At 64.6% G+C, this 14,895-nt stretch carries 15 protein-coding genes and 2 tRNA genes; 11 read left to right on the top strand and 6 right to left on the bottom strand.

All coding sequences use genetic code 11. The annotated features are described in order from the left end of the window. The first annotated feature begins 100 nt into the window (after positions 1–100). Positions 101–1,102, top strand: a complete 1,002-nt coding sequence (gene ilvC, locus CSW57_RS19510; protein ID WP_189339378.1) for a ketol-acid reductoisomerase — start codon at positions 101–103, stop codon at positions 1,100–1,102. A 182-nt stretch (positions 1,103–1,284) separates the two neighbouring features. On the opposite strand, the gene CSW57_RS19515 is transcribed toward ilvC, so the two are convergent. Then, complete coding sequence (locus CSW57_RS19515; protein ID WP_189339330.1) at positions 1,285–1,947, bottom strand: S1 family peptidase; 663 nt, start codon at positions 1,945–1,947, stop codon at positions 1,285–1,287. Between the two features lie 257 nt (positions 1,948–2,204). Here CSW57_RS19515 and serA point away from each other — a divergent pair, with 257 nt between their 5' ends. Together serA and CSW57_RS19525 are read left to right on the top strand one after the other, a co-directional pair. Beyond that, positions 2,205–3,800: a phosphoglycerate dehydrogenase gene (gene serA / locus CSW57_RS19520; RefSeq protein ID WP_099384181.1), complete on the top strand. Its 1,596-nt coding sequence runs from the start codon at positions 2,205–2,207 to the stop codon at positions 3,798–3,800. Further along, entirely contained in the window at positions 3,797–4,810 is a 1,014-nt protein-coding gene (locus CSW57_RS19525; protein WP_099384182.1) for a 3-isopropylmalate dehydrogenase, read from the top strand. The genes serA and CSW57_RS19525 overlap by 4 nt, the downstream gene beginning before the upstream one ends. 28 nt (positions 4,811–4,838) lie before the next feature. On the opposite strand, the gene CSW57_RS19530 is transcribed toward CSW57_RS19525, so the two are convergent. After that, on the bottom strand, positions 4,839–6,080 hold the full coding sequence (locus CSW57_RS19530; protein ID WP_223249354.1) for an MFS transporter: 1,242 nt from the start codon (positions 6,078–6,080) through the stop codon (positions 4,839–4,841). 120 nt (positions 6,081–6,200) lie between these two features. Between CSW57_RS19530 and CSW57_RS19535 the strand changes: the two genes are divergently transcribed. The 5 genes from CSW57_RS19535 to CSW57_RS19555 all read left to right on the top strand — a co-directional run bounded on the left by CSW57_RS19535 (position 6,201) and on the right by CSW57_RS19555 (position 9,601). Further along, positions 6,201–6,977 carry a fumarylacetoacetate hydrolase family protein gene (locus CSW57_RS19535; protein ID WP_023963800.1) on the top strand — a complete coding sequence of 259 codons (777 nt, stop codon included), beginning with the start codon at positions 6,201–6,203 and terminating at the stop codon, positions 6,975–6,977. Between the two features lies 1 nt (position 6,978). Then, the gene (locus tag CSW57_RS19540; protein ID WP_099384184.1) at positions 6,979–7,806 is read left to right on the top strand and encodes an alpha/beta fold hydrolase; all 828 of its coding nucleotides are present in this window, start codon (positions 6,979–6,981) and stop codon (positions 7,804–7,806) included. Between the two features lie 48 nt (positions 7,807–7,854). Beyond that, entirely contained in the window at positions 7,855–9,327 is a 1,473-nt protein-coding gene (gltX, locus tag CSW57_RS19545) for a glutamate--tRNA ligase (protein WP_099384185.1), read from the top strand. Positions 9,328–9,428: 101 nt separating this feature from the next. Next, a tRNA-Gln gene (locus CSW57_RS19550) sits at positions 9,429–9,500 on the top strand. A 28-nt stretch (positions 9,501–9,528) separates the two neighbouring features. Further along, positions 9,529–9,601 (top strand) — tRNA-Glu (locus tag CSW57_RS19555). Positions 9,602–9,700: 99 nt separating this feature from the next. Here the strand turns inward: CSW57_RS19555 and CSW57_RS19560 are convergent. Continuing rightward, on the bottom strand, positions 9,701–10,732 hold the full coding sequence (locus tag CSW57_RS19560; RefSeq protein WP_099384186.1) for a peptidoglycan recognition protein family protein: 1,032 nt from the start codon (positions 10,730–10,732) through the stop codon (positions 9,701–9,703). A gap of 38 nt (positions 10,733–10,770) precedes the next feature. Then, a complete protein-coding gene (locus CSW57_RS24730) occupies positions 10,771–11,001 on the bottom strand; it encodes a hypothetical protein (RefSeq protein ID WP_030172015.1) in 231 nt (76 codons plus the stop codon). Between the two features lie 144 nt (positions 11,002–11,145). On the opposite strand from CSW57_RS24730, the gene CSW57_RS19570 reads away from it, so the two are divergent. Beyond that, the gene (locus CSW57_RS19570) at positions 11,146–11,370 is read left to right on the top strand and encodes a hypothetical protein (RefSeq protein ID WP_099384187.1); all 225 of its coding nucleotides are present in this window, start codon (positions 11,146–11,148) and stop codon (positions 11,368–11,370) included. 28 nt (positions 11,371–11,398) lie between these two features. On the opposite strand, the gene CSW57_RS19575 is transcribed toward CSW57_RS19570, so the two are convergent. Both CSW57_RS19575 and CSW57_RS19580 read right to left on the bottom strand, forming a co-directional pair. Further along, complete coding sequence (locus tag CSW57_RS19575) at positions 11,399–11,905, bottom strand: pyridoxamine 5'-phosphate oxidase family protein (RefSeq protein WP_099384188.1); 507 nt, start codon at positions 11,903–11,905, stop codon at positions 11,399–11,401. An 89-nt stretch (positions 11,906–11,994) separates the two neighbouring features. After that, a complete protein-coding gene (locus tag CSW57_RS19580) occupies positions 11,995–12,714 on the bottom strand; it encodes an IclR family transcriptional regulator (RefSeq protein WP_099384189.1) in 720 nt (239 codons plus the stop codon). An 86-nt stretch (positions 12,715–12,800) separates the two neighbouring features. Here CSW57_RS19580 and leuC point away from each other — a divergent pair, with 86 nt between their 5' ends. Together leuC and leuD are read left to right on the top strand one after the other, a co-directional pair. Beyond that, entirely contained in the window at positions 12,801–14,222 is a 1,422-nt protein-coding gene (leuC, locus tag CSW57_RS19585; RefSeq protein WP_099384632.1) for a 3-isopropylmalate dehydratase large subunit, read from the top strand. A gap of 30 nt (positions 14,223–14,252) precedes the next feature. Then, the gene (gene leuD, locus CSW57_RS19590; protein ID WP_023963784.1) at positions 14,253–14,861 is read left to right on the top strand and encodes a 3-isopropylmalate dehydratase small subunit; all 609 of its coding nucleotides are present in this window, start codon (positions 14,253–14,255) and stop codon (positions 14,859–14,861) included. Positions 14,862–14,895 lie beyond the last annotated feature (34 nt).

Here is a 14,895-nt window from a genome sequence, read left to right on the forward strand (position 1 = left end):
TTCGTCACCACACCAGAAGTTCGAGTCGAATAAAGAACTAGTCCCTGGCCAATGAGGGCCGGGGGATCACCGAAGAAGGGAAAACCAAGTGGCAGTCGAGATGTTCTACGACGACGATGCCGACCTGTCGATCATCCAGGGCCGTAAAGTTGCGGTCATCGGATACGGCAGCCAGGGACACGCTCACTCGCTGAGCCTGCGTGATTCCGGCGTCGACGTCGCAATCGGTCTGCGCGAGGGCAGCGCGTCCCGCGCCAAGGCCGAAGAACAGGGCCTCAAAGTGCTCACCGCCGCAGAGGCTGCCGCATGGGCCGACGTCATCATGGTGCTGGCGCCCGACACCTCGCAGGCCCAGATCTTCAAAGACGACATCGAGCCGAACCTGGGCGACGGCGATGCACTGTTCTTCGGTCACGGTCTGAACATCCACTTCGACCTGATCGAGCCGGCCGACAACATCACCGTCGGCATGGTCGCCCCCAAGGGCCCCGGCCACCTGGTACGCCGGCAGTACGTCGACGGCAAGGGTGTGCCTTGCCTCATCGCCATCGACCAGGACCCCAAGGGTGAGGGCGAAGCTCTCGCGCTGAGCTACGCCAAGGCGATCGGCGGCGCGCGCGCAGGCGTCATCAAGACCACGTTCAAGGAAGAGACCGAGACCGACCTCTTCGGCGAGCAGGCCGTGCTCTGCGGCGGCACCGAGGAACTGGTCAAGATCGGTTTCGAGGTCATGGTCGAAGCCGGCTACGCGCCCGAGATGGCGTACTTCGAGGTCTTGCACGAGCTCAAGCTCATCGTCGACCTCATGTACGAAGGCGGCATCGCCCGCATGAACTACTCGGTCTCCGACACCGCCGAGTTCGGTGGGTACCTGTCCGGACCGCGTGTCATCGACGACGGCACCAAGGAGCGCATGCGCGGCATCCTGAAGGACATCCAGGACGGCACCTTCGTCAAGCGTCTCGTCGCCAATGTCGAAGGCGGCAACAAGGAGCTCGAAAACCTGCGCAAGCAGAACGCCGAGCACCCGATCGAGGTCACCGGTAAGAAGTTGCGTGACCTGATGAGCTGGGTTGATCGTCCGATCACCGAAACTGCCTGATACGCAGTAGCTTTCGCAACAAGCCCCGGTCCTTTGGACCGGGGCTTGTTTTGTCGTGGTGGCGTTTGTTGTTGTGGTCGAGTTTGTTCTTTATCTCACCAGCTGTGTTCTTGGCTCGCTGGCGCTCGCGTGCAGGCGGCCCTTTCTCGCCTGCGTGGTGGACGGCAAGGGTGCGAAACGGATCAAAAGACTTTGAAGCCCTCGACGCCCCGCTTGGGCATGTCATCGAGGAGCGCCTTGATGTTGGTGCCGGTCTCCGGCCCGATGCACCCGACGAAGTAGTAGGCATTGACCATGCCGATGAGCCTGTCGCCGACCACGACGGGGCTTCCGGAATCGCCTTCGACAACGCAGATCTGGCTGATGTGTTCGGTGCCGTTGGAGAACCAGGTGATGCCACATGTATTGCCGGTGGTGCGGCCTTCTTTGCAGGCGATGCTGCCGACTGCCGGGGGAGTGGTCTGGACGCCGCGGATGGTGACACCGCCGACCGTGCGGGTGGGGGTCACCTTGGTGTTGTCGAACTTGATGATGGCGTAATCGAGTTTGTGGTTGGAGAACGCGATGCGACCGAGTAGCCCCCGGTTCTGGAACTGTTCGGAGATGACCCGCTGGCCGCCTTCGCCGCAGTGTGCCGCCGTCAGCCCGTAGAGGTCGCCGCGGTTGTCGGTACCGATGGTGGTGAGGGTGCACGCGGCGGCGGTGTTGCCCCCGGTGAGGATGAGGATTCCCGACCCGCCTCCGAGGGTGACCTTGGCGGGGTCCGCGCTCGCCGTGCCGGCCCCCACCAGCACGAGTGTGGCCATCGCGATCGCAGCGCAGACGGCCAGCAGTTTCCTGAACATTTCGATTCCCCAATCGTGTGTGCGGGCCACCTGAGCGCCCCCCGCCCGGATGCAATATAACCGTAACGCAAGTCACAGGGAGCTAGATTGCCTGCACGCGAATGAAGATTCTTTAATCACGCAGGTCGGATGCTTGCCGCTCTACCCACCCGCGGGAAATCCGCAGGAGAGGGCCTCTAAGCTGATCGCTGGAGTTGCCAACTGAGTTTGCTCCCGGTAGAGCACCGGGCGCGGCCCGACACCAGGAGAAAATCACCGTGAGTCCCACCGGCCGCCCAGTCGTCCTGATCGCCGACAAATTGGCCCAGTCCACCGTTACTGCACTGGGTGAGGATGTCGAGGTGCGCTGGGTCGACGGCCCGGATCGTCCCAAATTGCTCGAAGCCGTCAAGGACGCCGATGCGATCCTGGTCCGGTCGGCCACTCAGGTTGATGCCGAGGTCCTGGCCGCCGGTCCCAATCTGAAGATCGTCGCCCGCGCCGGAGTAGGCCTGGACAACGTGGACGTGCCGGCCGCCACCGAACGCGGTGTCATGGTCGTCAATGCGCCGACCTCGAACATCCACACCGCCGCAGAGCACGCCGTCAGCCTGCTGCTGTCCGCGGCCCGCCAGATCCCCGCAGCTGATGCGACGCTGCGTCAGCACGAATGGAAGCGGTCGAGCTTCAACGGCGTGGAGATCTTCGGCAAGACCGTCGGTGTCGTCGGGCTCGGTCGGATCGGACAGCTGTTCGCGCAGCGCCTCGCGGCCTTCGAGACCAACATCATCGCGTACGACCCCTACGTGTCCCCGGCTCGCGCCGCGCAGCTCGGCATCGAACTCGTCAGCCTCGATGAACTCCTCGAGCGTGCCGACATGTTCTCGGTGCACCTGCCCAAGACGCCGGAAACCCTCGGGTTGATCGGCGCCGAGCAGCTGGCCCGTACCAAGAAGGGCGTCATCGTGGTCAACGCCGCCCGTGGCGGTCTGATCGACGAGCAGGCTCTCGCCGACGCCATCGCGTCCGGTCAGGTCTTCGCTGCCGGGCTCGACGTGTACGCCACCGAGCCGTGCACCGATTCGCCGCTGTTCGAGCTGCCGCAGGTCGTCGTCACCCCGCACCTCGGTGCGTCCACCTCGGAGGCCCAGGACCGCGCGGGCACCGACGTCGCCAAGAGTGTTCGGTTGGCCCTGGCCGGCCACTTCGTTCCCGACGCAGTCAACATCACGGGCGGGTCTGTCGACGACGAGGTCGCGCCGTGGCTCGAGCTCGTCCGCAAGCTGGGTGTCCTGGTGGGTGCGCTGTCCGGCCAGGTGCCGGCGAATCTCACCGTAGATGTCCGTGGTGAGATCGCGTCCAGGAGCGTCGACGTGCTCGGACTGTCCGCTCTGCGCGGCCTGTTCTCGGCAGTCATCGAAGAACCTGTCACGTTCGTCAATGCGCCGTCCCTCGCCGCCGAGCGCGGCGTCACCTCGGAGGTCACCACCGCGTCCGAGAGCCCGAACCACCGAAACCTGGTCGACCTGCGCGCTGTGTTCGGCGACGGCACCGTGCTGAATGTGGCCGGCACCCTCTCGGGTCCGGCCGAGGTCGAGAAGGTCGTGAACATCAACGGCCGCAACTTCGACCTGCGTGCCGAAGGCCGCAACCTCGTTGTCGCCTATGGCGACAAGCCCGGATCGCTCGGCAAGATCGGCACGCTGCTGGGCAACGCCGGTATCGACATCCAGGCTGCCGGCCTCTCCCAGGACGCCGAGGGTGAAGGCGCAACCATCCTGCTCCGTGTCAGCCAGGAAGTTCCGGCAGCTGTCGTCGAGGCCATCGGCGAGGCCGTCGACGCCACCCTCATCGAGCAGGTGGACCTGTCGTGAAACTGGCTGTCATCGCGGGAGACGGCATCGGACCCGAGGTCGTCGCGCAGGCGCTGGACGTCCTCGATCAGGTGCTCCCGGGAGTCGAGAAGACCGAGTTCGACCTCGGCGCCCAGCGCTACCACCGCACGGGCGAACTGCTCACGGACAGCGACCTCGCGGCCATCCGCGAACACGACGCGATCCTTCTCGGCGCGATCGGGGACCCGTCGGTGACGCCGGGCATCCTGGAGCGCGGGCTGCTGCTGAAGATGCGATTTGCTCTCGATCACCACGTGAACCTGCGCCCCAGCAAGCTGTTCCCGGGCGTGCGGTCGCCGCTGGCCGGAAATCCTGACATCGACTTCGTGGTGGTACGGGAGGGCACCGAGGGTCCGTACACCGGAAACGGTGGCGCGATCCGCGTGGGCACCCCCGACGAGGTCGCCACAGAGGTCAGTGTCAACACTCGCTTCGGCGTCGAACGTGTTGTCCGAGATGCTTTCTCGCGTGCGCAGGCACGCCGCAAGCACCTCACCCTGATCCACAAGACGAACGTGCTGACCTTCGCCGGGTCGCTGTGGAAGCGCACCGTCGACGAGGTCGCGGCCGAGTTCCCGGACGTGACGGTCGATTACAACCACATCGACGCGGCAACCATCTACATGGTCACCAACCCGTCGCGCTACGACGTCATCGTCACCGACAACTTGTTCGGCGACATCATCACCGACATCGCCGCGGCGGTCAGTGGCGGTATCGGTTTGGCGGCGTCCGGCAACATCGATGCCACCGGAACCAACCCGTCGATGTTCGAGCCGGTTCACGGCAGCGCACCCGACATCGCCGGGCAGGGCAAGGCCGATCCGACGGCTGCCATCTTGTCGGTGGGACTGCTGCTGCGCCATCTCGGTCATGACGCCGAAGCCGACCGCATCGACCAAGCGGTCGCTGCCGATCTCGCGGGCCGCGGCGATCAGCCGGTGACCACCGACGAGGTGGGGACCCGGATCAAGGCTGCACTCGGCTGAATCGGATACCTCCGAAAATCCGCTCCACCTACTTCTGTTCGCTCCCGTCGCAAGCGGTGCGAACGAAAGTAGGTGGAGCGGATTCGTTTGGTGGCTTTTCGTCGGCCGGGACCAAGCCGATCGCGATGGCCGGTGCGGCCGCGGAGATCAAGAAGGCCGCCGGATAGCCGAAGGTGCCGATCGCCATTCCGAACAGGGGAGTGGATCCAGCCATCCAGAGATACTGGCCGGTGTTCTGGATCGCGAGTCCACGGCCGCTCCACCCGGGGCCCGCGAATTCGGCGATGGCGGTGAAGGCCAACCCGTTGTCCGCGACGGTGATCACGCTCGCGACAACCATGACGATGGCTGCGGTCGGGCTGTCGAGCCAGTCCGTGAACGCGAGCAAGCCGACCGAGGCGGCCGCGCCAACGGCGATCAGCCGAATGGGTTTGGTACGCGACCCCCACGAGTCCGACCACCGCCCGGCGGCGATACGCCCGAATGCGCCGAGTACCTGGCTGATCGTCACCAGTATCCCGGCGCTGAGGGCTGACCATTCGTGTTGCACGATGAGCCACGCCGGGACGAAGGTCCACAACATCCCCTGCGGGATCGACAGCAGGATGCTGACGCCGTGTACTCGCGGCAGAAAACTGCTTCCACGATAGGGATTCGGGGACCCGACCGCCGACCCGTCTGCCGTGGTCTCGCGGGGTGGGTCCGCGACGACCACTGCCACGAATGCGGCCGCCAATGCTGTGACGACCAGTGGAACAGCCAAACCTGCTGTGACGCCGAAGGTTTCAGCCAGCACCGGAATCGTCAACGCGCAGACCCCGATGCCCAACGGCTGCGCCATCTGCCGGACGCCCATCGCGGTGCCCCGGCGATCGGGAGGGAACCATCCGACGACGATGCGCCCGCCGGCGCCGTTGGTCGCCGCCGACGTGATTCCCGCGACCAGTAGGCACGCGCCGAGGATCACGGTCGGCGCTTCCAAAGCGTCGGCCAGGCAGGCGGATCCGGTGGCCGCGATGGTCAACGTCAGCGACAGCAGCAAAATGCGACGCTCACCGAAGCGGTCCAGCGCAACCCCCCAGGCGATGGTCGCGAGCAGCAGGCCGACCATGGGGACCGCGGCAAGGGTCGAAACGGCCGTCAGCGACATCCCCTCGGACCGGTGCAGCTCCGGGATCAGGAAAGCCATTCCACTGACCACGCACGTGGTTGCCATTGCTGCCGTCAGGGAGGCGGCGAGCATCGCCCGACGTCTGATTTCGGTGGGCACCGCACACCTCCACGTATCTCAACATATGAAACTGATGGTCCACATTCTAAAACATTCAGGGAATGCAACCAACCCGGCTCCCGCCCTGTGAGACGGCGCCGGTGCGATAGTGTGGCGACCATGCGTCTAGGTCGAATTGCGAGCCCCGACGGGGTTGCCTTTGTCAGTATCGAGGGTGAGGGCGGTGATGCCACCGCCCGCGAGATCGCCGAGCATCCCTTCGGCACACCCACGTTCACCGGCCGCAGCTGGCAACTGGCCGACACAAGGCTGTTGGCGCCCATCCTCGCCAGCAAGGTGATCTGCATCGGTAAGAACTACGCCGCCCACGCGGCGGAGATGGAGACGGACGTGCCGGCGAACCCGGTCATCTTCATCAAGCCGAACACGTCGATCATCGGTCCCCAGGTGCCCATTCTGCGACCCAAGTCGTCGGAGCGGGTCGACTACGAGGGGGAGCTGGCCGTTGTCATCGGGCGACCGTGCCGTGATGTGAAGGCCTCTGCCGCCAAAGACGTCATCCTCGGTTACACGGTCGGCAACGATGTGACAGCTCGCGATCAGCAGAAGGCCGATGGTCAGTGGACCCGCGGTAAGGGGCACGACACGTTCTGTCCTCTCGGCCCATGGATCGAAACCGAGCTCGACCCAAGCGATCTCGAGATCCGCACAGAACTCGACGGCGAGGTGAGGCAGCGCAGTCGGACCAGTCTGATGCTCCACGACGTGGGTGAGATCGTGGAGTGGATCAGCGCGGTGATGACCCTGCTCCCGGGCGACGTCATCCTGACGGGCACCCCAGAAGGTATCGGCCCCATGAACGCCGGCCAGACGGTGAGCGTGACAGTCGAGGGAATCGGTACCCTCACCAACCCGATCGCGGATCGGGGCAAGTGACATGCGCCCACAACCCAAGACCGCTCAGGTCAACGGAATTCAGCTGAGCTATGAAGACGCGGGGACCGGTCCGCTGGTCGTGATGGTGATGGGGACGGGTAGCCCCGGCCGGGTGTGGAAAGCGCACCAGCAGCCGGCGTTGGTCAAGGCCGGCTACCGGGTCATCACATTCGACAATCGTGGGATCTCGCCGTCGAGCGAGTGTCCCGGCGGGTTCACCCTCGCCGACATGGTGGCCGACACCGCTGCGCTGATCGAGTTCATCGGTGCGGGTCCGGCCGCGGTGGTCGGCACCTCGCTGGGAGCGAAGATCACCCAGGAGTTGGCGCTGGCTCGTCCCGAACTCGTCAAGTGCGCCGCGATGATCGCCACGTACGGACGCAGTGGGCCTCTCCAAGAGGCGATCTCAGAGGGCGAGCGTGCCCTGTATGACCAGGGCATCACGCTCCCGCCGCGCTATCACGCCGCGATCACCGCACACCTGAACCTGTCGCGACACACACTCGACGACGACGTCGCGGTCCGGGATTGGCTGGACGTCATCGAGTTCTCGGGTCAATCCAACACCGCGGGAGTGCGTGCGCAACTGGCGTTGCACGACGGCGAGAGCAACCGGCTGTCGGCTTATGCGGCCATCAACACGCCTTCTCTCGTGGTCGGCTTCGCCGACGATCGGACGTTGCCACCTCACCTCGCGCGCGAGGTCGCCGACGCGATCGGCAGTGCCGAGTATCGCGTTGTCGAGAAGGCCGGACACTACGGTTATCTCGAGCAGCCCGACGAGGTGAACTCGCTGCTGATCGGGTTCCTCGACCAGCACGCCCGCTGAGCCGCGACCGGGCGAGGGCGGGCCGGCGGTCAGCGATAGCCTGGGCACATGAGTGATTCGCAGGTCCGCGTCCGTTTCTGTCCATCACCGACCGGCACCCCCCACGTCGGTTTGGTGCGCACCGCGCTGTTCAACTTTGTCCACGCGCGGCACACCGGCGGCACCTTCGTGTTCCGGATCGAGGACACCGACGCTGCACGAGACAGCGAGGAGTCGTATCAGTCCTTGCTCGACGCCCTTCGCTGGCTCGGGCTCGAGTGGGACGAGGGCCCCGAGGTCGGTGGCCCTTACGGGCCGTACCGTCAGTCGCTGCGCAAGGCACAGCATCTCGACGTGGTCGCCAAGCTGCTCGAGGCCGGCGAAGCGTATGAGGCCTTCTCGACGGCCGACGAGGTCGAGGCCCGTCACAAGGCGGCCGGCCGCGACCCCAAACTGGGTTACGACAACTTTGACCGCACGCTGACCGATGAGCAGAAGCAGGCCTACCGCGACGAAGGCCGAACCTCGGTGGTGCGTCTGCCGATGCCCGACCGGGACATCGAGTGGGACGATTTGGTGCGCGGCCGCACGGTGATCCGGGCGGGCACGGTCCCCGACTTCGCCTTGACGCGCGGCAACGGTGATCCGTTGTACACGTTGGTCAATCCGGTCGACGACGCCTTGATGAACATCACTCACGTACTGCGGGGCGAGGATCTGCTGTCGTCCACGCCGCGCCAGATCGCGCTGTACGAGGCGCTAGCCCGGATCGGAATCGCAAAGCGCACACCAGAATTCGGTCACCTTCCATTCGTGATGGGCGAAGGTAACAAGAAGCTGTCGAAGCGCGACCCGGAATCGAGTCTGTTCCACCACCGCGACCGGGGATTCATCCCCGAGGGGCTGCTGAATTATCTGGCGCTACTCGGCTGGGGCATCGCCGACGATCACGACATCTTCACCCTCGACGAGATGATCGCGGCGTTCGACATCCGTCAGGTCAACTCCAATCCGGCCCGGTTCGACCAGAAGAAGGCCGACGCAATCAACGCCGAGCACATTCGACGCTTGGCTCCGGACGACTTCGCCGACCGGCTGCGCACGTACCTGGTCTCCGCTGGGCTGCTGACCCAGCCTGTGGACGACAAACAGTTCACCGTGGTCGCCGATCTGGTGCAGACCCGCATCCAGGTTCTCGGTGACGCATGGGGTCTGATGGCGTTCCTCTATGTTCCCGACAGCGACTTCGCCATCGACGAGACGGCTGCGCGCAAGAACCTGGGCGCCGATGCCGGACCGGTGCTCGACGCCACCATCGCCGCTCTGAGCGCTTTGGACGAGTGGACCACCCCCGCGATCGAGGCGGGCCTCAAAGATGCGTTGGTGGACAAGCTGGAGCTCAAGCCGCGCAAGGCGTTCGGTCCGGTGCGGGTGGCGGTGACGGGGTCCCACATCAGCCCGCCACTGTTCGAGTCGCTCGAGCTGCTCGGCGAGGCGCGCAGTCTCGAGCGTTTGCGGCAAGCTCGGGCAAACTTCTGCTGAAAACCCGTTCTGAGCTGGCGATTGTAGGTTCTGGCGGGGGGTTTGATACCCTTCTTTTCGGCGCTTTTCCGGCGGTCACAAGCGGCTTGGAAAGCACCCATTGGGGTATGGTGTAATTGGCAACACAGCGGTTTCTGGTACCGCCATTCTAGGTTCGAGTCCTGGTACCCCAGCGGTTCACAGCGCAGCTGTGACAGTTCTGGCCCCGTCGTCTAGCGGCCTAGGACGCCGCCCTCTCAAGGCGGTAGCGCGGGTTCGAATCCCGTCGGGGCTACAACAGAAGGACCCTCTCACCTGCAACGCAGGGGAGAGGGTCTTTTCTTTTGGGTCGTGGCAGCAAAGTTGTCGGGCCGGCAGAGTCTGGCTCCCCGATTCATTCGGTGGGCGGTGTGGAAATACGAACGGCCCCGATGGGATGCCAGGCCAAGGAGCCGTTTTCGAAGTCCTGTGCTCGGCCGCCGTTGTACTCGTACTCGTTGGACACCGGCCAACCCAGCTCACCGGTTTCGGCCCCTCGGCGGTAGTAGGCGTCGCCGATCACGCCGTGAACATGGTGTCCGGGGTCGTCTCCCAATTTGCGGAACACGACGCCGCGTTCGAACGCCTGGATGTCGCCCACCCCCGCCACGTAGGTGTGACCCTGCACGGGGTATCCCAGAGGACCGTTCTCCCAGTTCAATCCGGCCCAGTACTCGAAGATGCGCATGTTCACCGCATGTGCGCCGAACCGCGGGTGCCAGTAGATATAGCCGGCGCGGAACTTCGCGTACCTGCCTGCGCCGTCTGATCCGCAGATCATCTCCCCGGGCGTCTCACGTTCTCCCAGCCAAAAACCCGCGACCTTCTGGACCTCATCGATCTGGTTGACCGCCGGCGGTGTCGGGCCTCGGTTGATCTGTTGCTGGACGTCTTGCCGAAAAGCGTCCATGTCGATGCCGCCCGGGTCCCACTTCCCCTGCGAGCGGCCGGCCCATTCCTTGTGACCGATGACGCGGTCTGCGCCCAGTCCGAGCTGACGGCAGGTCGCTGCACACACCTTCACGTAAGCCCAGTACTGCGCCGCGGACCATCCTTCGGTGCCGCTGTTCTCCGCCTCGATCCCGATGGAGACCCGGTTGGCGTCATCGGTGGGAATGCCGGGCCAGTCGCCAGGACCGGCATGCCATGCGATGCCCGCGCCCACAACCGTCGCGACGCCGTTGCGGGCAAGGTGTATCTGGGAACTCAGGCCCAACTCAGGATGCTCGGCGATGGATCGGGGACTGGCGTTACCGCCGGTGTGGTGTGCCATGACATGGGTGATCTGGCCGAAATCGCCGTGGCCGCGGTCACGCCAGCCCGGATACTCCACGGTCTCCACACCCTCTGCGCGCAGAACGTCGGCGAGCCAGACGGGATCTGCCACGGCAGCGTCTCCTTGGTGTCTTGTCGGGTGCGGTCGCGTCAGAGAGGTTGGGCGACGTGGAACACCATCCAGGCCGCCCAACGCCCCGGTTGCACCGCGAGCGTGGTGATCTCCACCTGGCCGTCCATCACGATAGGAACGTTGACGAACGCTTGCGCTCGAACGCCTTCGGCGAGCCAGGTCTGGATCGAGTCGGGGTCGGCATCGTGATGAAGCCGGTAGTTCAACTCGCGACCAGAGTCCGAGACGAGGCGCAGATAGTGCACCATCGGTACCTCCTCGAGTACGGGGTCAACTCGATGAGCGTACAAAAGCCGTCGGACAGCTGAGTGGCTCCACCACGTGTGCGTCTCCGATGCCGTCGATTGGGCGACGAGTTGAAGAAAGCGACGTTGCTGACGCAGGATTGGCCAATGACCAAGAAGATGACGAAGAACGAGCTGCTCACCGAACTCGACCTGAGAATCGGATCATCATCACCGGACATGCCGGGGACGTCATCGACAACCAGCGCCACAGAGAGTGCGGACGACATCCATGCCAGGGACGCGAAATTGTCGTCGTGGCGCGATCAGGTCCAGAATGCCACCGACGGTGACCCGGTCCTGGACGAGATCGCCGCGCACCTGGCCGAGTGATCACACACCCGGCGGTCGGTGCACGCGATCACTGCTGGTTCAGGAACTCAGCTGTGCTGCCGGCCAACGGGATCTCGGGCATACCCAGCTTGCGATGATCCCAACTGCGGACGCGGTCGGATGAGACCCGGACCGCCACGCGCTTGTTCATCATCTGGTCCACGAACGGTCGCATCTCTTCGGTGTACGGGCCGTTGTACCGTTCCCACACACTGATCCCGACCTTCAGGATGGTGTCGGGATCGTCGTGGATCGATGCCGTGCCTTCGATCGCGACGCCGCGGAGTTTGTCGTAGGTGAGGCCGTCTTCGATCATCACGGTGCAGATCGGGTTGCGGCGCACGTTCACCGCCTTCTGTGATTTGGCCTTGGTCTCGAACCAGATCTCGCCGTCGATCACCGCGTACCACATCGCGACGAGGTGAGGCCTGCCCTGAGCGGACACCGTTGCCAGTGTCGCGGTTCGGCTCTGGACGATGAACGTCGAGATCTCGTCCTCGCTCATGACAATCTTGCCGCGCTCGTTCGTACCCACTCGGTGCCCTCTCGCCGCGGGAGAGTGATGGGTCGACGACCCTCAATCTCCATCTCAGATGAACGTGTTCTCACACACTAATGCCCGCGCTACAGCCGCTTGTTGATCGCATCGGCGGCAGCCAGCAGGTCAGCGGCCCATCGCGATCCCGGACGCCGGCCCATACGGTCGATGGGGCCGGATACCGAGATCGCCGCGATCACCTCACCGCCGGGGCTGCGAACCGGGGCGGACACACTCGCCACGCCGGGCTCGCGTTCTCCGACGCTCTGTGCCCAGCCGCGTCGTCGCACCTCGAGCAGTGTTCGCTCGCTGAATCCGTTCTCTCCCAACAACAGTCGCGCGGTCGCCGGATCAGCCCAGGCAAGAAGGACCTTCGCTCCAGAACCGGCGTTCATCGGCAGACGTGCGCCGACCGGGACCGTGTCCCGAAGCCCCGACGGCGGTTCGATCGCCGCGACACAGATGCGGTCGGCACCCTCGCGGCGGTAGAGCTGCACACTTTCGCCGGTGATCTCGCGAAGCCTCGGCAGCACCAGGGCTGCGGCCTCGCGGACCGTGTCGGTGGCACCGGCCGCCAATTCGCCCAAGACCGGACCGGGGCACCACAAGCCGGATGTGTTGCGTGCCAGCAGTCGATGGGTCTCGAGGCCGACCGCCAGTCGGTGCGCGGTGGCGCGGGGTAGGCCGGTGCGTGAACAGAGCTCTCCCAGATTGCACGGGCCCTCGGCGACGGCGTGCAGAACTGCAACGGATTTGTCCAGAACACCGATGCCACTGGAGGTGGCCGATGCGGTATCATTTCTCACAAGCCGATACTATGCTCTCGCATACTGAGATGCCAGCCCCAACTCGGTAAGACAGAAAAGTGGTGATTGTGGTGACCGACCGTCCGATGACCCTGGCCGAAAAGGTCTGGGAAGAGCATGTTGTGGTTCGCGGTGAGGGAGAGGGATCCTCGCGCAACCCCGACTTGATCTACATCGATCTACATCTCGTGCACGAGGTGACCAGTCCGCAGGCATTCGACGGGCTCCGCCTGGCGAACCGTCCGGTGCGCAGGCCCGACCTCACGATCGCGACCGAGGACCACAACGTCCCGACGGTCGACATCGACAAGGTCATCGCCGACCCCATCTCGCGCTTGCAGGTGGACACCCTCCGTCGCAACTGCGAAGAGTTCGGTATCCGACTGCATTCGATGGGCGACGCCGAACAGGGCATCGTCCACATCATCGGTCCACAGCTCGGACTCACCCTGCCGGGTATGACAGTGGTCTGCGGCGACAGCCACACCTCGACCCACGGCGCCTTCGGTGCGATCGCGATGGGCATCGGCACCTCCGAGGTCGAACACGTCATGGCAACTCAGACTTTGTCGTTGCGCCCCTTCAAGACAATGGCGATCACCGTCGACGGCGAGCTGCCGCCCGGCGTGACGAGCAAGGACCTGATCTTGGCGATCATTGCCAAGATCGGCACCGGCGGAGGACAGGGCTACGTCCTCGAGTACCGCGGATCGGCGATCGAGAAGCTGTCGATGGAAGCACGGATGACCGTGTGCAACATGTCGATTGAGGCCGGCGCCCGCGCGGGTCTTATCGCTCCCGACGACACCACGTTCGAGTTCATCAAGGGCCGTCCGCACGCCCCGCAGGGTGCCGATTGGGACGCAGCGGTGGAGAATTGGCGACAACTGCGTACCGACCCGGACGCTGTCTTCGATGCCGAGGTGCACATCGATGCGGCGTCGCTGACACCGTTCGTCACCTGGGGGACCAACCCCGGACAGGGTGCGCCCCTCGGTGCGACGGTGCCCGACCCAGCTGAGATGACCGACGAGGGGCAGGCTGCCTCGGCGCAGAAGGCGCTCGAATACATGGATTTGAAGCCGGGAACCCCACTGCGCGAGGTGGAGGTGGACACCGTCTTCGTCGGATCGTGCACCAACGGGCGCATCGAGGACCTGCGTGCGGTGGCCGAGATCCTCGACGGTCGCAAGATCGCCGACGGGATGCGCATGCTGATCGTCCCCGGGTCCACCCGTGTGCGGCTGCAGGCCGAGCAGGAGGGCCTCGGTGAGATATTCGATGCCGCAGGCGCACAGTGGCGACAGGCGGGGTGCTCGATGTGTCTGGGGATGAACCCGGACCAGCTGGCGCCAGGGGAACGGTGTGCGTCCACATCGAACCGGAATTTCGAAGGGCGACAGGGCAAGGGCGGCCGAACCCACCTGGTCTCACCGGCGGTGGCGGCGGCCACCGCGATCCGAGGTCGGCTTTCTGCGCCCACGGATCTGCCCGATCCCGCCCGATAAATCCCACAGGCCGAAAAGAAAGAACAGACGATGGAACCGATCACCACGCACACCGGCATCGGTGTCCCGATGCGCAGGGGCAACGTCGACACCGATCAGATCATCCCGGCGGTCTACCTGAAGCGGGTGACTCGCACGGGCTTTGAGGACGGTTTGTTCGCCGCGTGGCGCAACGACCCCGATTTTGTCCTCAACACCGAGCCCTACAACCGCGGCTCTGTGCTCGTGGCCGGGCCCGATTTCGGCACCGGTTCGTCGCGCGAGCACGCCGTCTGGGCGTTATCCGACTTCGGATTTCGGGTTGTCATCTCGTCGAGATTCGCCGATATCTTCCGCGGGAACGCCGGAAAAGCGGGTTTGGTGGCTGCCCAGGTGGAGCAGTCGGACGTCGAACTGCTCTGGAAACGGCTCGAAGAGCAGCCGGGACTGGAATTGACGGTGAGCCTTGAAGATCAGACCGTCACCGCAGGGGACCTAGTGGTGCGCTTTGCAATTGATGAGTACACAAGGTGGCGTCTGATGGAGGGTCTGGACGACATCGGACTGACATTACGGCAGGTCGAAGCCATTTCTGCGTATGAAAAGGTAAGGCCCGTATGGAAACCGAAAACCCTGCCGGTCCCTCCCTCGGGAGCCTGAAGCCGGCCTCTGACGTAACCTGTTAGAGGACAAA

The sequence above is a fragment of the Williamsia muralis genome (assembly GCF_002735905.1).
GTDB lineage: Bacteria > Actinomycetota > Actinomycetes > Mycobacteriales > Mycobacteriaceae > Williamsia > Williamsia muralis_A.

Bases quoted from the DNA above. Each gene is read 5' to 3' on its own strand.
- ilvC (WP_189339378.1), top strand. From the start codon at position 101: ATGTTCTACGACGACGATGCCGACCTGTCGATCATCCAGGGCCGTAAA.
- CSW57_RS19515 (WP_189339330.1), bottom strand. From the start codon at position 1,947: ATGTTCAGGAAACTGCTGGCCGTCTGCGCTGCGATCGCGATGGCCACA.
- CSW57_RS19535 (WP_023963800.1), top strand. From the start codon at position 6,201: ATGCGTCTAGGTCGAATTGCGAGCCCCGACGGGGTTGCCTTTGTCAGT.
- CSW57_RS19540 (WP_099384184.1), top strand. From the start codon at position 6,979: ATGCGCCCACAACCCAAGACCGCTCAGGTCAACGGAATTCAGCTGAGC.
- gltX (WP_099384185.1), top strand. From the start codon at position 7,855: ATGAGTGATTCGCAGGTCCGCGTCCGTTTCTGTCCATCACCGACCGGC.
- CSW57_RS24730 (WP_030172015.1), bottom strand. From the start codon at position 11,001: ATGGTGCACTATCTGCGCCTCGTCTCGGACTCTGGTCGCGAGTTGAAC.
- CSW57_RS19570 (WP_099384187.1), top strand. From the start codon at position 11,146: ATGACCAAGAAGATGACGAAGAACGAGCTGCTCACCGAACTCGACCTG.
- leuC (WP_099384632.1), top strand. From the start codon at position 12,801: ATGACCCTGGCCGAAAAGGTCTGGGAAGAGCATGTTGTGGTTCGCGGT.
- leuD (WP_023963784.1), top strand. From the start codon at position 14,253: ATGGAACCGATCACCACGCACACCGGCATCGGTGTCCCGATGCGCAGG.